The sequence below is a fragment of the Brachyspira murdochii DSM 12563 genome (assembly GCF_000092845.1).
Classification (GTDB): domain Bacteria; phylum Spirochaetota; class Brachyspiria; order Brachyspirales; family Brachyspiraceae; genus Brachyspira; species Brachyspira murdochii.
In genome coordinates this window covers 407434-432802 of sequence record NC_014150.1, presented here as the reverse complement: position 1 = coordinate 432802, position 25369 = coordinate 407434, and the positions used below count along the sequence as shown (strand labels likewise).

Sequence of the window (25369 nt, the reverse complement as noted above, 5' to 3'; positions counted from 1 at the left end):
AGTAATTTTTATCAGTTTATATTATTTTTTACTTGACAAAAACTATTATTTAATGTATTGTTAGAATATACAAACATTAGTAAAAGGAGTTATAAATGAGCTTAATCAATAAAAAACTAATAGATTTCAAAGTAGAAGCCTATCAAAACGGCGAGTTTAAAACTGTTGAAAAGAAAGATGTATTAGGTAAATGGAGTGTATTTTTCTTCTATCCTGCTGACTTTACATTTGTATGTCCTACAGAATTAGCAGATTTAAATACTGTTTATGAAGATTTAAAAAAGATCAACTGCGAAGTATATTCAGTATCAGCAGACACTCACTTTGTACATAAAGCTTGGGCAGATGCTACAGAAACAATTAAAAATCTTAAATACACTATGCTTGGGGACCCAACAGGAGTATTAGGAAGATTTTTTGAAGTTTATGTAGATGAAGCTGGTCAGAATTTCCGCGGAAGCTTTATTGTAAACCCAGAAGGTCAAATCAAAGCTTATGAAGTACATGATATGGGAATCGGAAGAGATGCTAATGAATTATTACGTAAAGTACAAGCTGCTCAATATGTAGCTGAACATGGCGGCGAAGTTTGTCCTGCTAAATGGAAACCGGGTGCTAAAACTTTAAAACCTGGTATTGATTTGGTTGGTAAGCTATAATAATATTAATTTAAATATAGTATAAAATGAAAGGACATATAATTGATTTTATATGTCCTTTTTTTATTTTAAAAATTTTATTCGAAAAAAAAGACAGGAAATAATTATAAATCCTGTCTTTATATCATTATTTTATTTTTTATTAAAATTAATTACAAGCAGCATTTAAAGAGTCTATATCAAATACAGAAATAGCATCAATGTCTGGAGTGATTTTTTTGCTCATACCTACTAAAACTTTACCCGGTCCGCATTCAAATACTTTTGTTATACCTTGTTTTTGTATATTAAGCATGCTTTCGTACCATCTAACAGTAGAGAACATTTGTTTATATAAATTTTCTTTTATAGAATCAAATTCATGAACTTCTGCTGTAACATTAGACAAAACTTTATTATCGTTTTTATGAAACTCTATTTTTTCTAAAAACTCTTTTAAACTGTCAGCAGCAGGTTTCATAAATGGAGAGTGGAAAGCACCGGATACTTTTAGAGGCAATACTCTTTTAGCACCAGCCTCCTGAAGTTTAGGAGTAACTGCTTCAATTGCACTTAATAAACCGGATATAACTATTTGATCTTTTAAATTATAATTAGCAGCAACAACCTCTTTATTTTCAGGCATACATTTAGCAACATCATCATAACTTAATCCAAGCACTGCAGCCATTCCATATGGAGCATCAGCACCAGCTTTAGCCATTAAAAGACCTCTTGTTCTTGCTATTTTTACAGCATCTTCAAACGATATATATCCTGCAGCAGAAAGGGCAGTAATTTCTCCCAAGCTATGTCCTGCGAATAAATTTCCTTTTATTCCTTTTGCTTTTAATGCTTCATAAACAGCAATACCTACTGTAACCAAAGCAGGCTGAGTATTTTCTGTTTTTTTAAGATCATCTTCTGTTCCTTCAAAGCATAGTGCTTTAATATCTACATCATCTAATATATTTGCAGCCTTATCGAATATTGCTTTAGATTCAGCAACATTGTCATATAAAGATTTTCCCATACCAGCACATTGCGAACCTTGACCCGGAAATAAAAATGCTATATTTGACATATTCTTTGTTCTCCTTTTTTATATATATTTTTTATTTAATTTTTAATTATGTAAACCATATAGAACTATATTAACAAAAAAATTAACTTTTATCAAGTTCTTAATTTTATTTTGATTTATCATATATAAGTTATAATATTTTTATATAAAGTTAAAACATTCTAATCTGTAAACAACAATTTATATTTATGCAATTGACATTTTATATTAAATTCTTTATCCTTAAAAGATTGAAAAAATTAAATTTGGGGTTATAAAATGAATAGTATTAGTAATGAGAAGAAATCAAAATATATGATAATAGAGGGTGTAGTATCTGTTATCATAAACATATTGTTATTTGCTTTTAAGTATATAGTAGGACTTTTAACAGGTTCATTATCTATTATGGCGGACGCTTGGCATTCATTGAGTGATTGTATAAGCAGTGTTATAGTTATAATAGGAGGCATATTTTCTAAAAGACCTCCTGATAAAGAACATCCATTTGGACATGGAAGAATAGAGCTTATAACAAGTTTTATAGTTGGTATTATGCTTGTATTTATTGGTTATAGCTTTTTCTCTGAGGCTGTAAAAAATATTATGAATAAAAAAACAGCTTCATTTACGACTATGGCAATAGCAGCTATGGTTGTTTCTATTTTGGTCAAAGAACTTTTAGCTCAGTATTCTTTATGGGGATACAGAAAGTCTGGTTCTAAATCATTATACGCAGACGCTTGGCATCATAGAAGTGATAGCATTACTTCAATAATTATATTGGTTGGTATTTTATTCGGAAAAAGTTTCTGGTGGATAGATGGGGTATTAAGTATATTAGTTTCTCTTGTAATATTTTATGCTGCTTTTGATGTTATTAAATCTAGTATTAAACCTTTGATAGGGGAGTATCCTTCAGAAGAGATTATTAAAAGCATAAATGATATAGCTAAAGAACTAAATATTAACGATGACGCTGCTAATTTACATCATTTTCATATACATACTTACGGAGATCATAGCGAGATAACTTTCCATATGCGTTTTCCAAAAGACATGACAGTTTTTGAAGCTCATAATAAGGCAAGTATTTTTGAAAATGAAATAAGAAAAAGATTGAATATAGAGCCTACTATACATATAGAAGCTTATAAATAGAAATTATAATCTAATAATAAAAATTTGGGGCGGGTGGGCGGGGTGTATAGGCTATTATTGATATTTTTCGTTTTTATTTTATAATAGGCATTATGATAGAGAATGCTGTTTTTAATGATAAAAACTTTGAAGAATATTTCTTATTTACTGATGATGCTAAATTAATCAAATATAATAAAGTATATAATTCATATAAAGATTTAATAAAAATAGAAAACATAAATTCCAAAGAAGAAGTTACAGTTTTAAAATTAATGTACCCTTATATATGTATAACTGAGGAGAAAGGCTTAAATTCTGCTGTAGTGAATATAGAAACATTGGATATTATTAATTTACAAAGAGAGGATTACTGTTCTAAATATTCAAGCTATTCTAATGAGTTTTGTATTATTAATAATGAAATACATCTTATCACCCAAACTAAATGGAATACTCTTAATATAATAAATTTAAAAACTAAAGAGATGATAACTGATATAAACAGAGATGAAAAAAGTTCGGTATAGATTATTTTCACAGCAATTTATTAGTATCAAAAGATTATAAACATTTTCTTTCTAATGGCTGGGTATGGAATCCTGTTGACTGTATAAGGTATTTTAATATTGAAGAGTTTCTAATGGTATATGAGAAGTGCCAAACAGATGTTGTTAATAAATATATAAGCGGTTATAATTGGGACAGACCTTTAACTTTTATAGATAATAAAAGATTTGTTTTGGCTTGTGATAATACAAATTTTAATGATGAAGATTTTGTTTATAATCAATTAATGTTTTATAATATAGATAATATAAAAATAGATAATAGTGATAAGTATAGATATTTAGAAAGTTATAAATCTATTAATATTAATTTATTTAGTTTAGATGAAAATAATGAAGTGCATGGTAAGTTATATTTTTACAATGATAATTTAATAGCTTTGGATTTTAATAAATATTGTATAAATGTTAATAGCTATAATATAAAAAATAGTACTGTAAAAAATATTGCAGTTATAAATAATAATAATTGCTTTTTTAATGATATGTTTGGGATTATATATTATATTGAAAATGATACTATAAAAGAAATTAATATATAGTTTTATTATTATGTAATAATTAATTTTTATCTAATGAAGAATAAGGCATTTAAATTTATTATTATTTTGTTATAATTAATCTCTATAAAAATAATTTTTTATGGGGTATAGAATGAATAATTATTCATTTAAACAATATATTGTGGATGCATTTACTGATAAAGTTTTTAGAGGAAATCCAGCTGCTATTTGTTTATTAAGTAAATGGCTTTCAGATGATATGATGCTTAATATTGCAAAAGAGAATAATCTTTCTGAGACGGCATTTGTATTAGAAAATAATAATTATTATGAACTTAGATGGTTTACCCGGGCGGCGAAATAGATTTATGCGGACATGCAACTTTGGCATCAGCATATATACTAATGAATATAGTTGATAATAAGTTAAATAATATATCTTTCAAAACTAAAAGCGGAATTTTAAATGTTATTAAACATAATGATTTATATGAAATGGACTTTCCAGCTTATGAATTAACAAAAATAGATGTTACAGATGAAATGGAAAATGCTATCGGATTTAAACCTTTAGAAGCATATATTGGCAGAGATTTATTATGTGTGCTTGAAAATGAAAATCAAGTTTTTGATGCAAATATTAATATTGAAAAGGTAAAAAATCTTCAGGGACTTTTATTACATATAACTTCTAAAGGTTCTGAATATGATTGTATTACAAGAAGTTTTGCTCCTAAATTGAATGTTTATGAAGATCCTGTTTGCGGTTCAGGACATTGTCATGTTGTTCCTTTATGGGCATATAAGTTATGTAAAAAAGATATCTTAGCATTTCAAGCTTCTAAAAGAGGCGGTGTATTATATTGCAGCCTTAATGGAAATCGTGTTAAATTAGCAGGAAAAGCCGTATTATATTCCAGTGCTGAAATATATATACCTAAAATTTAAAAAATATATTATTTAAATTTATCATTATTTTGTTATAATTAGTTTTTATATAAAATAATTATTTGGTGTGTTAAAATGATTCTTGATTTGAATAAAACATATATAAAAGTCCTAAAAAAACAAAATATTTTGATATTGGGGGCTGCTGTAAGAAGCGGAGTGAGTATAGCAAATATTTTATACGATATTAATACAACTTTAAATATCAATATAAAATATGCTTTAAGCGACAGTAAAACAGAAGAACAGCTTCAGGATAGTATAGAGGCGTTAAAAGATAAAAATGCCAAACTTTTTTTTGGAAATCAGGAAATATCTATTTTAGATGGTATAACTCTTATAATAATTTCTCCGGGTATTCCTCATACTATAGATATAGTAAAAGAGGCTAAAAGAAGAGGCATAAAAATAATAGGTGAGATAGAGTTTGCATATAATCTTCTGCCTAATAGAAATTATATAGCAGTAACAGGTACAGACGGAAAAACTACTACAGTTACTCTTATTTATAAAATAATAAGTTCATACAAAAAGGCAAGACTTGTTGGTAATGTAGGAAATACTTTTTCTAAAGAGCTTGAAACTATAGAGCCAGATGAAGATATTGTATTAGAGCTTTCAAGTTTTCAATTAGAAACAGTTGAGAAATTTCATGCTCATATAGCAGCCATATTAAATATCGCGGAAGATCATCTTGACAGATACAAAGATATAGAAGAGTATTTCAATGCCAAAAAAAATATAAGTATCAATCAAAATAAAAATGATTTTCTTATACTTAATTATGATAACATTTATACTAATATTTGGTATAATGAACTTAATAATAACTGCAAGATGAAACTTTTGACTTTTTCACTAAAAAGCAAATTTGCAGATATTTATTATAATGAAGAAGATGAGTATATATATTATGAGAATGAAAAATTATTCTCTATAAAAGAAAGAAAAATATTAGGCAAACATAATGTAGCAAATATACTTGCAGCAGTTTTAGTATGTTTGAAAGATAATATACCAGCAGAGCATATAGAGCATGTTGTTAATAATTTTAAGGGTATAGAACATAGGGTAGAGTTGGTTGCTGAGATAAACGGTGTTAAATATATTAATGATTCTAAAGCTACATCTATGAATGCTGTTATGAGTGCTTTAAAATCTTTTGATAAGGATATAATACTTATAATGGGCGGACGTAATAAAAATATAGATTTTACTTCTTTAAATAATCTTATAGAAAGCAGAGTAAAAAAATTAATACTTATTGGAGAGGCCGCTGAAGCTCTTGATGATATGATACATTTTGAGAATAAGATTATTATAAAAGATTTTACAGATGCTTTTAATTATGCTTCTGCAATATCTATAAATGGTGATACTGTTTTACTTTCTCCGGGCTGTGCCAGTTTTGATATGTTTAAAAATTATGAGGAGAGAGGGAAGTATTTTAAAAGTTTGGTCTATAAACTAGATAGTATTACAAAAGAATAATATTATAATTTAATAGAATTATTTTTATTTTTGTATTTGAATATTTTTAAAAATTATTATAAAATCGTCTCTTAAAATATAAAATTTTTAAGTAAAAAGAAATGGCTAGAAGTATTATAAACATAGTAAATATATCCAAGAGATTTGTTCACAAAGTTCTGCTTGATAATGTTAATTTGCTTATAGAAGAGAAATCAAAGATAGGCATGATAGGACGAAACGGAGCAGGAAAAACTACTCTTTTAAAAATCCTTATGGGACTTGAAGAGCCTGATGACGGAGAGATAATATTTTCTGATGATGTGAGAATAGGTTATTTGCGTCAGCAAGGTGATTTTGATGAGAGTGAAAAAGTAATAGATTATCTTACGAGAGTTACATCAAAAGAATCTTGGAAATGTTCCAAAATAGCAAGCAGATTTGGAATAGATCATATAAAGATTAATTATAATTTAGGGAGTTTATCCAGCGGTTATAGAATGCGTGTAAAACTTGCTGAGATGATGCTTTATGAGCCTAATTTTTTAATACTTGATGAACCTTCAAACTTCTTGGATTTAAATACATTAATAGATTTAGAAAATTTTTTAATGGATTATAATGGCGGATTTTTAATAGTTTCGCATGATAGGGAGTTTTTAAAAACCACATGCGAAAAAACTATAGAAATGGAAAACGGAAAAATAACTTATTTTCCCGGTAATATAGAAGATTATTTTGAATATAAAGAAGAAAAAGAGTATACAATAAAAAAGTATAATAAAAATGTGGAAGAGAGAAAAGCCCATTTAGAGAGATTTGTCGAAAGATTCAGATATAAAGCTACAAAGGCAAAAGCTGTGCAGTCTCGTATAAAGCAGATAGAAAAATTAAAAACTATAGAAATTACACATCCAGCAAAAAATGTTAGGATAAAACTTCCGGAAGTTCCAGAAAAAAAAGGTTTTGCTCTTATTTCCGATGATTTGGCTGTTGGATACGGTGAGAAAATAGTTGCTGAAAGCGGACGTATAGAAATAGCAAGAGGAAGCAGAGTTGCTGTTTTAGGTCAAAACGGAGAAGGTAAAACTACTTTTTTAAGAACTATAGCTGGAAGACTTGAGCCAGTATCTGGAAGTTATAATTATTCATACGGTATAAAGATAGCATATTTCGGAGAAGATACTTATAAAAATGTAACCTCAAATGATACAGTTTTGTCATATTTAAAAAAGAATGCCAAGCAGGGATTATTAACTCAGGAACTTTTAACACTTTTAGGAAGTTTTTTATTTTCAGGCGAAGATGTGAATAAAGATGTAAAGGTTTTAAGCGGCGGTGAGATGGCAAGGCTTTCACTTCTAGCTGCCATTACACAATGTGCTGATGTACTTATTTTGGACGAGCCTACTAACCATTTGGATTTTGAAACTGTTGAGGCACTTGCATCCTCTTTAAGAGATTACGGCGGAACAATATTTTTTACTTCGCATGACAGAACTTTTGCCAGTATGCTTGCTGATACTATAATAGAAGTTAAGGATAAAAAACTTTCGCTTTATTCTGGGGATTATGAGGCTTATGTTTATAGGGTAAGAATTGAAGCATTGGAAGAGGAAGAAAAGGAATTAGAGTATCAGGAAAAAAACAGCGTTAAAGAAAGCACTCATAATACTGAAGAAAAAAATAATAGTAATTATGAAGAGAGAAAAAAAATTAGAAATAAACTTTCAAAATGCGAATCTATGTTAAAAAAGCATGAAAAACAAATTGAGGATTATAAAAAAGAAGAGGCTGATATATTAAAGTTTTTTGAGACTTCTTCTAGTTATGATGATGAGAAGAGTAAGCGTTTATTGGAAGTGAAGAGATTAATAGAAGAAACTGAAAACGAATGGCTTTTGGTCAATGAAGAGATAGACAATATAAAGGCTATGTTATAAGTAAAATAAAATGTAGGAGATAGTCAAATTATGAGAATTTTTAAAAATGCTAAGATTTACTCTATGGATAAAAATGACAGTATTTATGAAGCTTTAGCTGTTGAAAACGGCAGAATAGCATTTGCAGGAACTAATGAAGATGTATTAAAAAAATATTCAGATGCTGAAGATATTATTGATTTGGAAGGCAGAACTGTTATACCGGGATTTAATGACAGCTGTGTTAATTTTGTAGGTTTTGCCCGTTTTAATACTATGCTTAATTTGAGCAAATGTAAATCTATAAAAGAGGTTATTGAATTAGCCAAAAAAGCTGAAAAATATGAGGGCTGGGTTATAGGCTGGGGCTGGAATCAGGATTATTTTGAAGAGAAAAGAATGCTTAATAAAAATGATTTGGATAATATATCATCTGAGTTTCCAGTTGCTTTTAGAAGATGCTGCGGTGAGATGATAGTTGCAAACAGCAAAGCTCTTGAGTTATGCGGTATCAATGAAAAAATGAAATCTGACAGTATAGATTTTGAAAACGGACTTATAAGTTCTAAAGATATGATATTGATTTTATCCAAAATTAAATCATTAGAAATAGATACTTTAAAAACAATAATATTAGATACTCAGGAACAATTTTTCAAAATGGGTATTACTTCTGTGCAGACAGATGATTTAAGAAGTTTGCCTGATTTTGACTATAGAAAAATTATAGATGCCTATCAAAAACTTAACAGAGAGAAAAAACTCAAAATAAGAGTATGCGAACAGGCTCAGTTTATAAATAAAAAAGATATAGATGATTTCAGAGATTATTATTATTATCAATATATTAATGATGAAAGATTTAAAGTAGCACGCATAAAAGTTATTATAGACGGAGGTATAGGTTCAAGAACAGCACTTTTAAGAGATGACTATAATGATGCTAAAGGTTTTAGAGGTGTTACACAATATAAGCAGGAAGAGCTTGATGAATTAGTAGAGTATGCTAATAGTTTGGATTATTCTTTGGCTATACAGGCTACTGGAGACGGTGCTATTGATATGGCATTAAAATCAATAGAAAAAATAAAAGATACTAAAGATTTTAAATATAGAAGAAACGGTTTAGTTCATTGTCAGATAACAGATAAGGAATTGTTTGAAAGAATGAAGAAGTTAAATGTAGGTATATATTATCAGCCAATATTTCTTCACTATGATATGCATATTGTTGAAGATAGGGTAGGACATGAAAAGGCTTCTACTAGCTATGCTTATAAAACAGCTATGGATATGGGAGTAAAAATAGGATTTGGTTCTGCTGGTCCTGTTGATGGTATTAGTGTTATGGAAGGTATACATTGTGCTGTTAATAGAGAGGATTTAAATGGCTGGCCTGAAGGCGGCTGGATGCCTCAGGAAAAACTTACAGTAAAAGAGGCAGTTTATTTGTATACTATGGGAAGTGCTTATATGTCTTCTGAAGATAATATTAAAGGAAGTATTGAAGAGGATAAATTAGCTGATTTTATAGTTTTAGATAGAGATATATTTGAAGCTGATGTTAAGGATATAAAAAATATAAAGGTATTAAAAACTATAGTTGATGGTGATATAGTTTATAGTGCATGATATTATTATTTGATTGATTAAAATATAAAAAAGGGGCTTAATTATTTAATTAGCCTCTTTATTTTTTATCATTCAATAAGAAATTTTTATTTCAATATTTTTTATAATTTGTAAGAATAATTTTATTGTATTATAATAATAAATATTATTCTTTAACAGCCGCTTCAGTTAATACTAATATAAAGTAAAAATACTGTCATTATAAGAAAAACAGCAAATACAGCATTATAATTATAAATACTATAATAATTGCATTTTCCGCTCTCCTTATTATTTTATATTATCATAATATAATACAGTACTAAATATTTTTTTAATGCCGTATTAATAAGATTATTAAATTTTAATTCTAGTTTATTATTAGCAATAAAAATTATTATTTTATTATTTTTTTTCTAGTCATACTATTTGCCTGCATACAAAGTTTCCTATATATAAGAATTATCATTTATAGTCTTTTCATATGCACTCACTTCAGCATTTCTCAAATGATAATTGTATAAATCATGAGATTAATTTTAATAGTTTTGATTTCCCAAATAATGCTCTCTCTTCAAGAATCTTTTATCTTCATAAGCAGTAATATAAAAATTGAAAAGTCCGTATTTTTTATACATTAAAATCTTACTGTTAGTGTAAAGAAAATCTAAAGTGTCAGCCTGTTTAATATGGTTTGAGGAAGTTATGTTAGAGTTGAACCGGATAAAGAAGAAGCTTGAGTATAATCAGGTATTCTATAGCTTTACATTTACTAGTCATTTCATCGATTTAATTTTTTATAGTGCATCACCGCCCAGTCTATCTTAAATCTCATATCTATTTGTTTGTTTTTATGTGCTATTATTCTAGTATTTTTGATAAATAATGATATTATTATTATTTATCACTTTTATGATTTAACTAAAATTATATATCATATAAAAATAGTGTATGACTTTTTTATAATATTTTAAACAATTAGATTAGTATATTTTTTTACCGATAATAAAATCATAATATATATTTTTTTAAATATATTAATAAATAGTTTTTGTAAATTTAATAATTTATTCTACATGTAAAACATAATTAGTACTATTTAGCATTATTTTTACACTTGAACTTTCGTCGCATGCGTACTTTATATGGTTATTTTGACTGAAGAAATTTGAATAAAAAATTGACAAACTTAAAAATTTTCAGTATATAATTATTTTTTTATTGACTTTTATGTAAATTCACTATAATTTTTATAAAATATGTCATCAGAATTTTATATTATATTTGAAAACATATATTGGTATTATACAAGTAAAGATAAAATTAAACAAAAAATTATGTCTTTAGAGACTTTTATATATATTTTACTTGGTATAACTATGCATCCTGCAAATATAGAAAAAGATTTGAAAGAATTTTGTAATTGGTTTAGATTAAATACTATTATCAAAATTCAAGATGAATATTTTAATATATCAAATTGGTAATATTATAATTTTTTATTATATAAAGTAGATTATATTTGTAAGAATTTTTGGATATTATTTACAAACAAATTTTTTGTATATAATAGAAAACTTTAATATATTAAATGATATATTGTTTTAATAAACAAATAAATATAGGATTATAAAATGAAAAAGATTATTATAAAAAACGGCACTATAGTTAATGCTTCAGAAACTTATAAGGCTGATGTATTAATAGAAGATGAGAAAATTTCTAAAATAGGTGCAGATTTTAAATGTTGTGATGCAGAGATTATTGATGCTTCAGGCAAATATGTAATGCCGGGCGGAATAGATGTTCATACTCATATGGATATAGATGTGGGTATAGGGAGAGCGGTTGATGATTTTTTTACTGGTACTGTTGCTGCTGCTTGCGGAGGTACTACTACTATAGTTGATCATATGGGGTTTGGTCCTAAAGGATGCGACATATTTCATCAATTAAAATATTATCATACTCTTGCTGACAATAAGGCTGTTATTGATTATAGTTTTCATGGAGTTTTACAGCATGTTGATGAGGATGTGCTTAAAGGTCTTGAAGTATTATCTAAAGAAGAAGGTTTGCAAAGTACAAAGCTTTATTTAACTTATAACTATAAAATAGAAGATGATAATATTGTAAGAGTGCTTAAAAAAATGAAAGAGCTTAATGCTGTTTCTGCTTTTCATGCTGAAAATCATTATGTTATAGAGTATTTAAAAAAGAAATTTGTTGAAGAGGGTAAAATTTCTGCACATTATCACCCTATAAGCAGACCTCCTGAAGCTGAAGCTGAGGCAGTTAATAGAATTATACATTTATCTGTTATAGCTGGAAATGCTCCTGTATATATAGTGCATACTTCTGCTGGAAAGAGTGTTGATGAGATAGTTAATGCAAGATTTTTGGGGCATAAAAATATTTTCTCTGAAACTTGTCCTCAATATTTAGTTTTGACAGATAAAGAGTATGACAGAGAGGACGGACTTAAATTTGTAATGTCTCCTCCTTTAAGAAAAAAAGAAGACAGCGAAAGATTATGGAAAGCTATTGCTGAAGGACATATTCAGGTCATAGCTACAGATCATTGTCCTTTTAATTATGAAAGTGATAAAGTAAAAGGAAAGGATAATTTTACTAAATGCCCTAATGGAGCAGGCGGAGTAGAGGAGAGATATCCTTTAATGTTCTCTGAAGGCGTTATGAAAGGAAGAATAACAATTAATAAATTCGTTGAAACTTTATGCTATAATCCAGCTTTGATATATGGACTTTACCCAGAGAAAGGTGCTATTATTCCGAATGCTGATGCTGACATTACTATAATAGACCCTAATAAAAAATCTGTAATTACAAAATCAAATATGCATGGCGCATGCGATTACACCGCTTATGAAGGAATGGAGCTTTTATGTTCTGTTGATACTGTTATATCAAGAGGAAAAATAGTATTTAAAGATAATAAGTTTTTAGGCAGTAAGGGAGACGGAAAGTTTATAAAGAGAAAAACTTTAGATAATTATACCGACTTTAATAATCATTTCAAATTGGGTGATTATATAGATATTGATTGTAATTAAAAATTATAATATTAATTGAATATTTAAAGGCAGCTGTTATTTTTTAATGGCTGTCTTTATTATTTATTTTAAAAATATAACATTATCAATATCAAAACTCAAATTTAAATCATTCCCTTCTTTATAGCTGCTTTTATAATTTTTTTTATCAAGTCTCCATGTTATTTGAGTATTTGTATTGATTGGTACTGATGTTATAATATAGGAAAACATATCTTCTGTAATATTTGTTATTTTAGACTTTATATATATGTTATTATTGTTATTTAAATCATAGTCAAAAAATGAATACGGACGTATGCCTATATAATTAGCATTTTCAATATTTTCTTTATCTTCTTTTAATGTTATAATTATATTCCAGTCTAAGCATTCTATTTTTTTATTTGGAAGTATTTTTATTTTTGAGAAGTTTTTATATCCTGTTAATAATGCTGAAAAATATGTCTTTGGATTTTCAAAAAGATTGTACTTAGAATCTATTATATCAAATTTTCCATTATTAATTATACCTATATTGTCGGATAGTCTGTATACTTCATCTCTGTTGTGTGATACGAATAGGGTAGTTATATTAAACTCTTTTATACTAGAGGATATAAATTTTTCCAATTCCCATTTTATATGATAATCCAAAGCACTCAAAGGCTCATCAAGCATTAATATATTAGGAGATGATACGAATATTCTGGCAATTGCTGTTCTCTGCTGTTCGCCTCCTGATATTTCTCTTGGCTTTTTATTTCGTATATCATATATAAAAAATTTTTTCATTATGAAGTCTATATTATGATTTATTTTTTTATCTCTTATACCGCATTTAATATTTTCTTCAACAGTCATATTTGGAAATAATGCATAATTTTGAAATAAAAAACCTACATTTCTTTTCTGAGGCTTTATATTAATTCTTTTTTTGGAATCATAAAAAACTTTTCCGTCAAGTTCTATATATCCGCTGTCTGGATTTTCTATTCCAGCAATGCATTTTAATGTCATGCTTTTTCCGCTTCCAGACGCACCTAAAATAGAGAATACTCCATTTTTTACTTCGAACTGCAAATCTAAATTAAAATTAGACAATTTCTTTTTTATATCAACTATTAAACTCAATATAAACCGCCTAATCTTTTTTTAAAAGTATTAGAAATAGGCTCTATCATATTCATAAACATTATACTGATAAACGATATAGCAGCTATTATCATAACCCATTTAAAAGCAAGTTCTCTATCTCCAGCCTGTACTGCAGTATAAACAGCAAGCGACATAGTCTGCGTTTTATTGGGTATATTTCCAGCTATCATTATAGTAGCACCAAACTCTCCCAAAGCCCTAGTAAAAGAGAGTATAGTACCTCCTAATATAGAATGCCAGCTGTTTGGCAGTATTAATTTCCAAAAAATCCAATTTTCTGATTTTCCTAATGTTCTTGCGGCATTTATTATATTTTTATCTATTTGTTCAAAAGCTCCTTTGCTTGTTCTGTACATTAGAGGAAATGATACTATAAAAGAAGCCAATACTGCTCCTCTAAGTGTAAATACAAACGGAAAGCCTAATTTCTCAACTACACCCCCTATAAAAGAATTACGCCCAAAAAATAATAAAAGAAAAAATCCCACAACAGTAGGAGGAAGTACTAAAGGAAGTGTAAATATTATATCAAAAAGAGATGAAAATTTTTTTATTTTCACTGCTATAATAGCGGCATATATTCCAACAAAAAAAGTAATTATTGTGGAATAAAATGCCGTTTTTATAGACAGTATTAACGGAGTATATTGCATAATTGATATTTCTTATTGTATTACAGTAAAGCCGTAAGATTTAAATATTTCTATAGATTTATCATTAGATATATAATCTATAAACTTTTTAGCTTCTTCCTTATTTTTAGAAGATTTTATTATAGCTATAGGATAGATAACTTTTTTATGTGTTCCTTCTGGAGCTTCTGATATTATATTAATATCTTTTGCTATTTTTGCATCAGTGGCATAAACTATACCGCAGTCAACTTCTCCCATTTCTACCCAAGAAAGTACATTCCTAACATCAGAACCATAAACTGTTTTTTGTTTAACAATATCAAGTATAGATAAATTACTTAATATCTCTTCTGAATACTGCCCTACAGGTACGCTTTTAGGTTCTCCAAGTCCTATTTTTAAAACATCAGCATTGGTTATATCTGTAAATGATTTTATATTTAATTTTGAATTACTCGGAGCAATTAATACTACTTTATTTTCAAGCAAATCTTTTCTTGTATTAGTATCTATTAAATCTTTTTCCTGTAATGCGTCCATTTGTTTTTGTGCGGCTGAGAAAAATATATCGGCTCTAGCCCCTGATTCTATTTGAGACTGCAATGCCCCAGATGATGCAAATGAAAATGTAACTTGAGTTTCTGTTTTATAATTATTAGCCAATTCTGTAAGTACATCAGTTAGGCTTGCAGCTGCCAAAACCAAAATTTCTTTATTATTAGATGATGAAGTTTTATTATCATCAGTATTTGAAAAGCTGCATGATACAAATATATATGATATTATTAAAGTTATAAGTATTAATTTTTTCATAAAGTTGACCTTTTATATATATTTTTTATTAATGACCTTCGCCTTTAATCATACTTACTATATGCTCCAAAAAAGGTATTATCAGATCAGTGCAGTATTTAGCTGCTTTTTCGCTTCCGGGAAAGTTTACTACAAAAACATTATCATTAATACCAGCATACATTCTTGATAGAGAAGCAAATATAGTTTCTTTCATAGATTCTTGTCTTAAATAATCAGACACCCCTCTTACTTCCTTTTTACAAAAACTTTCTGTAGCTTCAGGAGTTACATCTCTTTTTGATAATCCCGTTCCTCCTGTTGTGATTATTATATCAAATTTTTCTTTATTTTCTTTTAAAGTGTTTAATATAATATCAAATTCATCTGGTATAATAACTTTTTCTATATTTGTGATTTTATTTTTTAATTTTTCCTCAAGAGTTTTTATTATAACAGCACCAGATTTATCTTCGTATATTCCTTTATATGCTCTGTCAGAAACAGTAATAACAAGTATTCTCAAGATTTATCTCTCCTCCCTTAATAACCCTTGCAAATATTCCTCTTTTAGGCATAATGCAGTCGCCTACAAGTTTTTTTATATCACAGCCTTTATGACATTCTTTTCCTATTTTTGACACTTCTAATATAGTATCACCTATATATATTTTAGTACCTAAAGGCAGAGTAAAAAGTTCTATTCCTCTGGTAGTGATGTTTTCTGCAAAATCGCCTGCTTTAAGAGTGCTTTGCATTTTATTGTTTGTATATTCAATATCTTCAATGGCTAATATAGAAACTTGTCTGTCTGTTAATTTATTAAAATGAGCGTCATTGAGTACGCCTTTATCTTCTACTAATGTGATTTTATCAACTGGAGTTTTTACTGTACCTGTATTTTTAGATATATTTAGAGAAATGAGTTCAAAATATTTCTTTTCCATATATTATCCGTTTATTTTTCATTCATTTTAAAACTGCTATTATTTAGAAGTTTATACAAAAAAGTAAAATATTCAATATTATAATAAATTTTTTTTAGAATTTTGTTTAAAAATTGAAAAAAATTTATTATAATATTATTTGAAATTAATTTTATGGTTAAAATAAATGAATAATAAATATATATTGGATAAGGCATTAGAGTTTGTAAATAATAATATAGAAACATTGCTTATAAAAATAGATAAAACTTCAGGCTCATCTCCAAGAACATTGGACGCTTTTATGATAGTATATAATGAAGATAATAAGCAAAAAACTATAGGCACAATCGGAGGCGGTATATTAGAATTTGAGGCGGTGAAAGACGCTTTTGAGTTTTTAGCTAAAAAAGAAAATCATAATAAAAAATATAATTTAAGCCCTGAGGCTTCTGGCGGAATAGGTATGGTATGCGGAGGAAGTGTAGATATATCTTTTATATACTTGAACAGCAATAAAGATTTTATAAATACTCTAAAAAAAGAAATAGAAGATAAAGAAATAAATGTTTATATATTCGGTGCAGGTCATGTATCTTTTGATTTGGCAGAGGTTTTATATAAAATAGGATTTAACTGTATAGTTATAGATGACAGAGAAGAGTTTGCTAATAAAGAGAGATTTCCTAATGCTTATAAAGTATTTGCAGAAGACTATAATAATGTATTTGATAAAATAAATATTACAAATAAAGATTATATAATTATAGTAACTAGAGGTCATGCTGATGATTATGTAGTAGAGAAAAATGCTCTAAAAACAAATGCTGCTTATATTGGTATGATAGGAAGTAAAAATAAAATAAAAACTCTTCATGACAGATTAAAAAAAGAAGAAAATTACACGGATGAAATGATATCGAGAGTGCATGCCCCTATAGGTTTGGCAATAGGAGCAGAAACTACAGAAGAGATAGCAATAAGTATAGCAGCAGAACTTATACTCACTAGGGCTATATCTGAAAACAGACGAAAAATAAAAAAATGATTTTTTGTTTTTTTTAATATTTATAAATGGGAATTGTTATGGGAAGAACTTTTTTGCATCCGAATGAGGCATTGGAATTGGTATTAAATAATTGCGAAGATTATGGTAATGAAAAAATATCTGTACTTGATTCTTATAATAGAGTTTTAATTAATGATATCTATGCTTTAAATGATGATCCTCCTTTTAGTAAATCTTCTATGGACGGGTATGCTTACAAAAAAGAAGATGAGAATAAAGAAAGCTATATTTTAAATGATGATAAGGTTATATATGCAGGTCTTTGCAATAAAATAAGTATTAATAGCGGGGAATGTATAAAAATAATGACTGGTGCTATGATACCAGATAATTGCAATGCGGTTCAGAGGGTAGAGTGGACAGAAGAAAAAAAAGAGAATAACAAAATAATTATTAATTTCACAAAGAAAGAAATATCCAATAATATAATAAAGAAAGGCAGTAATAAAAAGTCTGGAGATAAAATATTATATAAAAAATTCTTGCTTCCAAAAGATATTGCTATACTTGCAGGATTTGGATATAGTAATATAGAAGTAAAAAAGAAAATTAATACTGCTGTTATATCTACAGGCAATGAGATAGCAAATATAGGCGAAACTTTGAAAGATGGACAAATATATGATGCTAATGCCCCTATGCTTGTATCAAGAACTTCTGCCTTATCATGCAGCAGTAAATTTTACGGAAAAGTTGATGATAATGAAAAAGAGATAAGAGATATACTTTCAAAAGCTCTACAAGAAAATGATATTATACTTATAAGCGGCGGTGTATCTATGGGGGATTTTGATTATGTACATAAGGAGCTTATTAATCTCGAAGTTAATCAGATATTTCATGGAATAGCTATGAAGCCGGGGAAGCCTTTATTTTTTGGTAAACTTGATAAAAAGGCTGTTTTTGCCTTGCCCGGTAATACAGTTTCTTCTTTTATGACTTTTGAGATAATGGTTAAGCCTTATATATTAAAATGTTTAGGTCTTGAATATGATAATAATTATACTAAAGCCGTACTTTTAGAAGATTTTAAAAGAAAAGACACTGAAAGACTTGAGTATGTACCTGTAAAATTAGTTTATGATGAAACTAGATTGTCAATACAGCTTATTAAATATAATAACTCTTCTATGATATCATCATTTTCTGAGGCTAATGGTATATTAAAAATAGATATTGGTGTTTCTTGTATAAATAAAGGGAGCATAGTCGATGTTAGATTCCTTTAATAGAGAGATAAATTATATAAGAGTATCAGTTACAGATAGATGCAATTTAAGATGTGTGTATTGCATGCCTGAAGAGGGGATTATAAAAAAATCTCATAATGAAATACTCACTTTTGAGCAAATATACAGCATTGTTAAAGAGGCTTCAGAGCTAGGTATAAAAAAGGTAAGAATTACTGGAGGAGAGCCTTTAGTGAGAAAAAACATTGAAGAGCTTGTATCTATGATTAGAAGTATAGAAAAAGTAGAGATAATAGCTATGACTACAAATGCTGTTTTACTTTATAGTTTAGCAGAAAAATTAAAAAATGCAGGGCTTGATTCTATAAATATATCACTTGATACTTTAGATAGTGAAAGGTACAAACATATTACGAGAGGCGGAAATATAGACGATGCTGTTAAAGGCATAAATAAGGCTTCGGATTTGGGATTTAAATTAAAAATTAATACTGTAGTATATGATGAGAAAAGCAGAGAAGAACTTCCATTATTGAGAGATTTTGCAAAAACTGTTAATGCTGAACTTCAAACTATTCAATGTTATGATATTAACAAACAAAAAGAGGACGCTTTGGAATATGACAGACCTGCAAAATGTAAATACTGCAATAGAATAAGACTCTTATCAGACGGATATTTACTCAGCTGTCTGCATAGTAATATAAAGTTTAAAGTAGATTTTAATGATATAAGAGGCTCTATAATAAAATGTATAGAAGGAAAGCCTGAGAATGGTTCTTACAGTGATGTAAAGTCTGTTAGTATGATAGGCGGATAATATATAATTATTGAGGGTGATATGAGCGATAAATTAACGCATGTAGATAAAAATGGAAATGCCAATATGGTTGATGTTGGAGATAAGGATATTATAAAAAGAACAGCAGAGGCTATTGGAAAAATATATTTATCAAAGGAAACTCTTAAATTAATAGAAGAAAATAATATAAAAAAGGGTGATGTAATATCTGTAGCTAGAATTGCTGGTATAATGGGAGCAAAACAAACTTCTAATTTAATTCCTTTATGTCATAATATTAATATAGAAAAGGTATCTTTGGATTTTGCTTTAGAAGAAGACGGAATATTAATAAAATCATACTTAAGATGCAGCTATAAGACTGGAATTGAAATGGAGGCATTGACTGCTGTTAGTATTGCCGCACTTACTATATGGGATATGTGTAAGGCGGTTGATAAAAATATGAGAATATCTGATATTACTTTACTTTCAAAAACAAAAGAGATTTAGTATTATATATATTTTTAGTTTGATTATCATAAGTTTTTATTATATAATAGTTTTTGATTAGAATTAAATAGCATTAAAACTTATGGATTATTAAAAATGAATGAAAAACTTAATAGATTAACTTCTCTAATAAAATATGATATGAAGCCGGCATTAGGAGTTACAGAGCCTGCTGCTATAGCTTTTGCAGTGTCAAAAGCTAGAAGTTATACTAAAGGCGATATAGAAAGTGCTGAGATAGTATTAAATTCTGGTATATATAAAAATGCTTTTACCTGCGGAATACCAAATTCAAATGAATTCGGTAATCTGTTTGCCGCTGCTTTAGGTTTAGTTGCAGGAAATTATGAAAAAGGCTTGGAAGCATTGGAAGATGTAAAAGATGAAGATAATGATAAAGCTAAAAAGTTAATAGATGAAAATAAAATAAAAATTGTACTTGGAGATATGAGCTCTAACATATATATAAAGGCTTCTGTTAAAACTAAAACTGATACTGCAGAAGTTATTATAAAAGATTATCATACTAATATTGTTAGTATAAAGGTTAATGATACTGTTATCTTTAATAAAGAAGATGATGAAAAACAAAAAACTGAAAATAAATCAGAAAATATTTCTTCAAAAGAGATACTTGATTATACAGTAAATGATATATTAGAGTATATAAATAATGTTAGTATAGAAGATATATCTTTTATAATGGAAGCACATAAAATGAATATAGATTTATTTTATTTGTCTTTAGAATCAAAGCGTACAGATATAGCAAAAAAATTATTAAAAATGAATAATGATACAGTGTTTTCAGATGATGAGATATGTACAGCACGTTTACTTACAGCAGGGGCAATAGAGGCTAGAGTTTTGGGACTTAATAAGCCTGCTATGAGTATTACAGGAAGCGGTGCTCATGGTATAATATGTACTATGCCTTTATATGCTTTATTTAAGGTTAATAAACTTAGTGATGATATTTTGCTTAGATCAACTGCATTGAGTTTTTTAATAACTATGTATATAAAAGAACATTCAGGCAGACTTTCTGCATTTTGCGGCTGCGGCATAGCTGGAGGTACTGGTGCTGCTTGTGCTGTAGGATATTTGAAAGGTGCTGATTATAAAGAGATAGTTCATATAATTAATAACATGTCAGCAGGAATAACTGGAATGATATGCGACGGTGGAAATCAGGGCTGTGTTATGAAAGCTATAGTTGCTTTGGATGCAGGATTTAGAGCAGTTGAACTTTCTTTAAGCGGCTCTTATATATTTCCTATTCATGGTATAAATGCCGAAACTCCGGAAGATACTATGAGAAATATGGGGCTTATAGCTTCAGAAGGTATGGTAGAAACAGAAAAAACTATAATAAAAATAATGGAAACTAAAAGTTAATTAGATTTATAAAAAAGTAACTATTAATTTTTAAATTGATTGTATTTTTATTAAATATAATATAAAATGTTTGTTAAAGAATAATAAAATTACTTGACTTATGTACATTATATATTATAATTTATAGTACGATTTAAAGGAGTTAACATGAGCGATGCCATACCAACAAATCAAATACTTGTATTTAAGATAAATAACGAATTATACGGAATAGATATCCTTAAAGTTCAGGAAATATTAAACTTTATGCAGCCTTCGCCTATACCAAATTGCCCAGAATATTTAAAAGGTATTATTAATTTGAGAGGTACTATAATTCTTGTTATAGATTTAAGAGCAAGATTCCATTTTGATGAACCTATGAATCCAGAAAACTGTGTAATTGTTGTTGTTGCTATAGGTGATAAGAAATATGGATTAGTTGTTGACTCTGTATCTGATGTTCTTACTATAAATAGTGAAAATATACAGGAAGATATAGATATGCATGTTGGTATAGACAGCAGATATATAATGGGATTGGTAAAAGCTAATGAGCAAATGATTATATTGGTTGATATAGATAAAGTATTCCTTAAAGATGAACTTGATGATTTAAGTGATGCTGTTAATAATTCTATAGTAAAATAATAAATATGTCTTCACATAGAATACTTAGAGTAAATGAAAATATTAAGCAGACTCTCTCTCTGATTATAATGAGAGAGATAGAAGATCCTAGAATTAAAAATAATCTTGTTACTATTACTAAAGTAGATACAGCTAAAGACTTGAAAAATGCTAAAGTTTACTTTGTATGCCTCAATGAAGATAAGAAAAATGAGGTTCTTAATGGTCTTAATAGTGCTAAAGGCGTAATATTTTCTTATCTTAGAAAGCAGCTTACTATTAGATATGTTCCTAATCTAACATTTCATTATGACAAAAATTTGATAGAAACAAATAAAGTCTTAACAGACATAAAGAATTTGACTATACCAGAAGAAAGCACAGAAGATAATTAAAAAAAAATTTATTAGGGTTTTCATTATAATGCTTACAGAAATTAAAGAAGATAAACTAAATTCACAAATAAATGATGATAGAATTAATACATCAAAAGAGCAGATAATAGAAAGATTATCCAAAGCTCAGAATATTACAATAACAGGACATAGAAATCCAGACTGCGACTGCATATGTTCCGGACTTGCTTTATCTTTGATTATAAAAAAATTATTTAATAAAGAGGCTTTTGTTGTTAACACTGATAAAATGCAAAGAGATTTGCATAATGTTTTATTTGTTGACAGAGTAATTTTTGAAGTTAATGAAAATAATATTCCTAAAAAAGATGTTTTGGTTATTTTGGATTCTGGAGATATAGACAGAATAGGCTGGCTTTCTGATATTACAGATGAGTATAATGAAGTAATTTTTATAGATCATCATAAAGTAAGAAATATTAAAGGTGTTACTATGTTTTATGATGATACTTCAGCAGGGGCCACTTGCGAGATAATATTTGATATATTTCAAGATTATGCAGATAAGATGGACTCTTCAATAGCTACGCTTTTATACAGCGGAATTTGTACTGATACCGGAAGTTTTATATTCAGCAATACTACAGAAAGAACTCTTCTTTATGGTTCAAAGTTAATGAAAATAGGTGTTATACAGGAAAATCTTGGTAATGTTGTAAGAAAGAGATACACTAAAAATGATGTAGATGCCTTAATGGAAATATATAAAAGAATGGTTATAGACTATGACAGAAAAATAGGCTATATATGTTTGGAAGATACTATTTGCGGTACTAGTATAAAAGAGCTTGGAGTTAGTGCCTCAGACACACTTATACAAATGGAAGATGTGCTTATAGGATTTATCATTCATGAAGGTGAGGATAATTTTAGAGTAAGTATTAGAAGCAGATGTTCAAAAGATATTAGAGATGTTGCAGAAAGTTTCGGAGGCGGAGGACATCCTAAAGCGTCTGGTTTTTCTGTATCAAAAAAAGATTACACTAAAGAAAGATTGGCCGAAGATATAAATAATAAATTAATTGATTTATTAGCTTCATAAATGTATAGTAATTAATAAAAAATTATGATAAGAGATAATATTATAATATATACAGACGGAGGATGCAGAGGTAATCCCGGGCTTGGAGCTTGGGGAGCTATACTGATAAGCGAAAAACATAATTTGCGTCTTGAAATAGGTGAAAGTGAAGATAATACCACAAATAATAGAATGGAGATGAAAGCTGCTATTAAGGCACTTGAAAGATTAAAACATTCTCATAATATTAAATTATACAGCGACAGTGCATATTTAGTTAATGGTATGACAAAATGGATATACTCTTGGCAGAAAAATAATTGGATAAAAAGTGATAAAAAGCCTGTTGAAAATAAAGAGTATTGGATAAGATTAATAGAACTTTCAAAGAAGCATGATATAGAGTTTATAAAAGTGAAGGGACATTCTAATAATAAAGAAAATAACCGTGCTGATGAAATAGTTAATATTTTGATGGATAAGCATATTGAAAGCGGTAAAACTTCTTCGTTTAATGAAAAAACTCAGTATTGCTAATTTATTATTGACATAATTGAAATAAAATATATAATTAAGTATATTCATATTATTATTGTTTTTAGCATGAACACAAAACACAAAACACAAAACACAAAACACAAAACACAAAACACAAAACACAAAACACAAAACACAAAACACAAAACACAAAACACAAAACACAAAACACAAACTCGTAAAATATCCTAAATTATCTATAATATTTCAAAGCGGCGAAAAACCTAAAAATTATTTTTATCTAATCATAAAAGGTAAAACATTATCTTATAATAATTTTATAAAAAACTCTAATTTTTTTAGTAAAAATGGCGATATTATAGGTTTGATATCATCTGTAACAAATGAACCTTATTTTTCTTTAATAGAAGCTGTAGAAGACTGTGAGCTTTTAGAGATAAAAATAGAAAATATAAACAAGATTGATAATCATAATATTATAAAAAGAATATCAAGTTATTTATTGTTTACTCTTGAGGTGTGGCTTAGTAAATATTATAATATTTTAATTAATAACAAAATAGATTTGTACAATAAAGAAGATACATTACTAATGGCTAAAATATATAAAAATAATGGCTTTGAAGATGCCTGCTATAAACTTTGCATTTCTCATATAAATACATTTAAAGATTGTGAAAATTGTGATAATGTAATAGAGTTCTTAAAGAATTTGAAACCGGCTGATGAACCTATAAAAGTTGATAAAAATATATATAAATTTTCAAAAGGCTATTGTTTGTACACTGAACTTGATATTATTAACAATATCTACTGTATAAAATCTGGAAAAATTGGAATATATAATATAATTAATTCAAAGCAGACAGCAGGAGTTGTATATAAAAGCAATCATATTTTAAACTTTGTAAATCCTAAATTGGAATATAAGCCATTATTTATAACTGCAATAGTGCTTGAAGAGTCTGTAATAGAAATATTAACATATAATGATTTTATAAAAAAATTATATACAGACATTAGTTTAAGATTAGATTATATAAAAATGAATTCTATAAAAATTATAACTACAATATTAAAAATAAAGGCTTTAAATAAAAAAAATGTGAAAGAAAAGATTATTGTTTTAATATTTGCTATATTAAAAATAGAAACATTATTTAATGATAATAAAACAATAAAATTATCATATTCTTATGAAGATATAAAAAATATGCTGAACTTGTCTATATCTAATAATGAAATATATTTACTTCTTAAAAACATAAATTATATTGAAACTGATTTATTTAATAATATTATAATTACGGATTCAGAAAGCTATCTTAATGAATATTCTAATTATATAGAATAACTTTTCACGAATTATTTTAATATTTTATAAAAGGATAATAATACTTTGCAATTTTTATTATTTTTAGTATAATGTTTTGAAAGGATTGTATT

At 27.5% G+C, this 25369-nt stretch carries 24 protein-coding genes and 2 pseudogenes; 20 read left to right on the top strand and 6 right to left on the bottom strand.

Annotated elements, in window-relative coordinates; translation table 11 throughout:
• Positions 1-95: 95 nt before the first annotated feature.
• A complete protein-coding gene (gene ahpC / locus BMUR_RS01735) occupies positions 96-659 on the top strand; it encodes an alkyl hydroperoxide reductase subunit C (protein ID WP_013112873.1) in 564 nt (187 codons plus the stop codon).
• Positions 660-807: 148 nt separating this feature from the next.
• Here the strand turns inward: ahpC and fabD are convergent, their stop codons facing one another.
• Positions 808-1722, bottom strand: coding sequence for an ACP S-malonyltransferase (gene fabD, locus BMUR_RS01730; protein ID WP_013112872.1), 915 nt, complete (start codon positions 1720-1722; stop codon positions 808-810).
• Between the two features lie 258 nt (positions 1723-1980).
• Between fabD and BMUR_RS01725 the strand changes: the two genes are divergently transcribed.
• The 9 genes and pseudogenes from BMUR_RS01725 (at position 1981) to hydA (ending at position 12938) form a co-directional block, all read left to right on the top strand.
• Positions 1981-2862, top strand: a complete 882-nt coding sequence (locus BMUR_RS01725; RefSeq protein WP_013112871.1) for a cation diffusion facilitator family transporter — start codon at positions 1981-1983, stop codon at positions 2860-2862.
• A gap of 92 nt (positions 2863-2954) precedes the next feature.
• Complete coding sequence (locus BMUR_RS14875) at positions 2955-3371, top strand: hypothetical protein (protein WP_013112870.1); 417 nt, start codon at positions 2955-2957, stop codon at positions 3369-3371.
• A 113-nt stretch (positions 3372-3484) separates the two neighbouring features.
• Positions 3485-3952, top strand: coding sequence for a hypothetical protein (locus tag BMUR_RS14870; RefSeq protein ID WP_013112869.1), 468 nt, complete (start codon positions 3485-3487; stop codon positions 3950-3952).
• A 100-nt stretch (positions 3953-4052) separates the two neighbouring features.
• Positions 4053-4861 (top strand): annotated as a pseudogene (locus tag BMUR_RS01715) (PhzF family phenazine biosynthesis protein).
• Positions 4862-4936: 75 nt separating this feature from the next.
• The gene (murD, locus tag BMUR_RS01710) at positions 4937-6352 is read left to right on the top strand and encodes a UDP-N-acetylmuramoyl-L-alanine--D-glutamate ligase (protein WP_013112868.1); all 1416 of its coding nucleotides are present in this window, start codon (positions 4937-4939) and stop codon (positions 6350-6352) included.
• 101 nt (positions 6353-6453) lie between these two features.
• Positions 6454-8274 (top strand): ABC-F family ATP-binding cassette domain-containing protein, encoded by a 1821-nt coding sequence (locus BMUR_RS01705; protein ID WP_013112867.1) that lies wholly within the window; start codon positions 6454-6456, stop codon positions 8272-8274.
• Between the two features lie 30 nt (positions 8275-8304).
• Positions 8305-9885: an amidohydrolase gene (locus BMUR_RS01700; RefSeq protein WP_013112866.1), complete on the top strand. Its 1581-nt coding sequence runs from the start codon at positions 8305-8307 to the stop codon at positions 9883-9885.
• A gap of 1316 nt (positions 9886-11201) precedes the next feature.
• The gene (locus tag BMUR_RS14710) at positions 11202-11351 is read left to right on the top strand and encodes a hypothetical protein (protein ID WP_187287620.1); all 150 of its coding nucleotides are present in this window, start codon (positions 11202-11204) and stop codon (positions 11349-11351) included.
• Positions 11352-11498: 147 nt separating this feature from the next.
• Positions 11499-12938: a dihydropyrimidinase gene (gene hydA / locus BMUR_RS01690; RefSeq protein ID WP_013112864.1), complete on the top strand. Its 1440-nt coding sequence runs from the start codon at positions 11499-11501 to the stop codon at positions 12936-12938.
• 63 nt (positions 12939-13001) lie between these two features.
• On the opposite strand, the gene BMUR_RS01685 is transcribed toward hydA, so the two are convergent.
• From BMUR_RS01685 to BMUR_RS01665, 5 genes are read right to left on the bottom strand one after another with little or no spacing between them, the layout of a single operon-like run.
• Complete coding sequence (locus BMUR_RS01685; protein WP_013112863.1) at positions 13002-14051, bottom strand: sulfate/molybdate ABC transporter ATP-binding protein; 1050 nt, start codon at positions 14049-14051, stop codon at positions 13002-13004.
• On the bottom strand, positions 14048-14728 hold the full coding sequence (gene modB, locus BMUR_RS01680; protein WP_013112862.1) for a molybdate ABC transporter permease subunit: 681 nt from the start codon (positions 14726-14728) through the stop codon (positions 14048-14050). The genes BMUR_RS01685 and modB overlap by 4 nt, the downstream gene beginning before the upstream one ends.
• Positions 14729-14740: 12 nt before the next feature.
• Entirely contained in the window at positions 14741-15523 is a 783-nt protein-coding gene (gene modA / locus BMUR_RS01675) for a molybdate ABC transporter substrate-binding protein (RefSeq protein WP_013112861.1), read from the bottom strand.
• A 28-nt stretch (positions 15524-15551) separates the two neighbouring features.
• Positions 15552-16028 (bottom strand): MogA/MoaB family molybdenum cofactor biosynthesis protein, encoded by a 477-nt coding sequence (locus BMUR_RS01670; RefSeq protein ID WP_013112860.1) that lies wholly within the window; start codon positions 16026-16028, stop codon positions 15552-15554.
• On the bottom strand, positions 16000-16449 hold the full coding sequence (locus BMUR_RS01665) for an MOSC domain-containing protein (protein ID WP_013112859.1): 450 nt from the start codon (positions 16447-16449) through the stop codon (positions 16000-16002). Before BMUR_RS01665 ends, BMUR_RS01670 begins: the two co-directional genes overlap by 29 nt.
• 166 nt (positions 16450-16615) lie before the next feature.
• Between BMUR_RS01665 and xdhC the strand changes: the two genes are divergently transcribed.
• The 10 genes and pseudogenes from xdhC to BMUR_RS01615 all read left to right on the top strand — a co-directional run.
• On the top strand, positions 16616-17476 hold the full coding sequence (gene xdhC, locus BMUR_RS01660; protein WP_013112858.1) for a xanthine dehydrogenase accessory protein XdhC: 861 nt from the start codon (positions 16616-16618) through the stop codon (positions 17474-17476).
• A 38-nt stretch (positions 17477-17514) separates the two neighbouring features.
• Positions 17515-18726, top strand: a complete 1212-nt coding sequence (locus BMUR_RS01655) for a molybdopterin molybdotransferase MoeA (protein WP_013112857.1) — start codon at positions 17515-17517, stop codon at positions 18724-18726.
• Positions 18710-19507 (top strand): GTP 3',8-cyclase MoaA, encoded by a 798-nt coding sequence (locus tag BMUR_RS01650; protein ID WP_013112856.1) that lies wholly within the window; start codon positions 18710-18712, stop codon positions 19505-19507. The genes BMUR_RS01655 and BMUR_RS01650 overlap by 17 nt, the downstream gene beginning before the upstream one ends.
• 21 nt (positions 19508-19528) lie before the next feature.
• Positions 19529-19981 (top strand): cyclic pyranopterin monophosphate synthase MoaC, encoded by a 453-nt coding sequence (moaC, locus tag BMUR_RS01645; RefSeq protein ID WP_013112855.1) that lies wholly within the window; start codon positions 19529-19531, stop codon positions 19979-19981.
• Between the two features lie 96 nt (positions 19982-20077).
• The gene (locus tag BMUR_RS01640; protein WP_013112854.1) at positions 20078-21379 is read left to right on the top strand and encodes an L-cysteine desulfidase family protein; all 1302 of its coding nucleotides are present in this window, start codon (positions 20078-20080) and stop codon (positions 21377-21379) included.
• Between the two features lie 147 nt (positions 21380-21526).
• Positions 21527-22009 (top strand): chemotaxis protein CheW, encoded by a 483-nt coding sequence (locus BMUR_RS01635; RefSeq protein ID WP_013112853.1) that lies wholly within the window; start codon positions 21527-21529, stop codon positions 22007-22009.
• A gap of 5 nt (positions 22010-22014) precedes the next feature.
• The gene (gene rbfA / locus BMUR_RS01630; RefSeq protein ID WP_013112852.1) at positions 22015-22383 is read left to right on the top strand and encodes a 30S ribosome-binding factor RbfA; all 369 of its coding nucleotides are present in this window, start codon (positions 22015-22017) and stop codon (positions 22381-22383) included.
• A gap of 28 nt (positions 22384-22411) precedes the next feature.
• The gene (locus BMUR_RS01625) at positions 22412-23446 is read left to right on the top strand and encodes a DHH family phosphoesterase (RefSeq protein WP_013112851.1); all 1035 of its coding nucleotides are present in this window, start codon (positions 22412-22414) and stop codon (positions 23444-23446) included.
• Between the two features lie 24 nt (positions 23447-23470).
• Entirely contained in the window at positions 23471-23962 is a 492-nt protein-coding gene (gene rnhA, locus BMUR_RS01620; RefSeq protein ID WP_013112850.1) for a ribonuclease HI, read from the top strand.
• Between the two features lie 190 nt (positions 23963-24152).
• Positions 24153-25277, top strand: a pseudogene (locus BMUR_RS01615) (cyclic nucleotide-binding domain-containing protein); the annotation flags it as partial.
• Between the last annotated feature and the right edge of the window lie 92 nt (positions 25278-25369).

Bases quoted from the DNA above. Each gene is read 5' to 3' on its own strand.
- BMUR_RS01700 (WP_013112866.1), top strand. From the start codon at position 8,305: ATGAGAATTTTTAAAAATGCTAAGATTTACTCTATGGATAAAAATGAC.
- fabD (WP_013112872.1), bottom strand. From the start codon at position 1,722: ATGTCAAATATAGCATTTTTATTTCCGGGTCAAGGTTCGCAATGTGCT.
- BMUR_RS01650 (WP_013112856.1), top strand. From the start codon at position 18,710: ATGTTAGATTCCTTTAATAGAGAGATAAATTATATAAGAGTATCAGTT.
- murD (WP_013112868.1), top strand. From the start codon at position 4,937: ATGATTCTTGATTTGAATAAAACATATATAAAAGTCCTAAAAAAACAA.
- moaC (WP_013112855.1), top strand. From the start codon at position 19,529: ATGAGCGATAAATTAACGCATGTAGATAAAAATGGAAATGCCAATATG.
- BMUR_RS14875 (WP_013112870.1), top strand. From the start codon at position 2,955: ATGATAGAGAATGCTGTTTTTAATGATAAAAACTTTGAAGAATATTTC.
- modB (WP_013112862.1), bottom strand. From the start codon at position 14,728: ATGCAATATACTCCGTTAATACTGTCTATAAAAACGGCATTTTATTCC.
- BMUR_RS01665 (WP_013112859.1), bottom strand. From the start codon at position 16,449: ATGGAAAAGAAATATTTTGAACTCATTTCTCTAAATATATCTAAAAAT.
- modA (WP_013112861.1), bottom strand. From the start codon at position 15,523: ATGAAAAAATTAATACTTATAACTTTAATAATATCATATATATTTGTA.
- rnhA (WP_013112850.1), top strand. From the start codon at position 23,471: ATGATAAGAGATAATATTATAATATATACAGACGGAGGATGCAGAGGT.
- BMUR_RS01640 (WP_013112854.1), top strand. From the start codon at position 20,078: ATGAATGAAAAACTTAATAGATTAACTTCTCTAATAAAATATGATATG.
- BMUR_RS14710 (WP_187287620.1), top strand. From the start codon at position 11,202: ATGTCTTTAGAGACTTTTATATATATTTTACTTGGTATAACTATGCAT.
- BMUR_RS01705 (WP_013112867.1), top strand. From the start codon at position 6,454: ATGGCTAGAAGTATTATAAACATAGTAAATATATCCAAGAGATTTGTT.
- ahpC (WP_013112873.1), top strand. From the start codon at position 96: ATGAGCTTAATCAATAAAAAACTAATAGATTTCAAAGTAGAAGCCTAT.
- xdhC (WP_013112858.1), top strand. From the start codon at position 16,616: ATGAATAATAAATATATATTGGATAAGGCATTAGAGTTTGTAAATAAT.
- BMUR_RS01655 (WP_013112857.1), top strand. From the start codon at position 17,515: ATGGGAAGAACTTTTTTGCATCCGAATGAGGCATTGGAATTGGTATTA.
- BMUR_RS01725 (WP_013112871.1), top strand. From the start codon at position 1,981: ATGAATAGTATTAGTAATGAGAAGAAATCAAAATATATGATAATAGAG.
- hydA (WP_013112864.1), top strand. From the start codon at position 11,499: ATGAAAAAGATTATTATAAAAAACGGCACTATAGTTAATGCTTCAGAA.
- BMUR_RS01635 (WP_013112853.1), top strand. From the start codon at position 21,527: ATGAGCGATGCCATACCAACAAATCAAATACTTGTATTTAAGATAAAT.
- BMUR_RS01625 (WP_013112851.1), top strand. From the start codon at position 22,412: ATGCTTACAGAAATTAAAGAAGATAAACTAAATTCACAAATAAATGAT.
- rbfA (WP_013112852.1), top strand. From the start codon at position 22,015: ATGTCTTCACATAGAATACTTAGAGTAAATGAAAATATTAAGCAGACT.
- BMUR_RS14870 (WP_013112869.1), top strand. From the start codon at position 3,485: ATGGTATATGAGAAGTGCCAAACAGATGTTGTTAATAAATATATAAGC.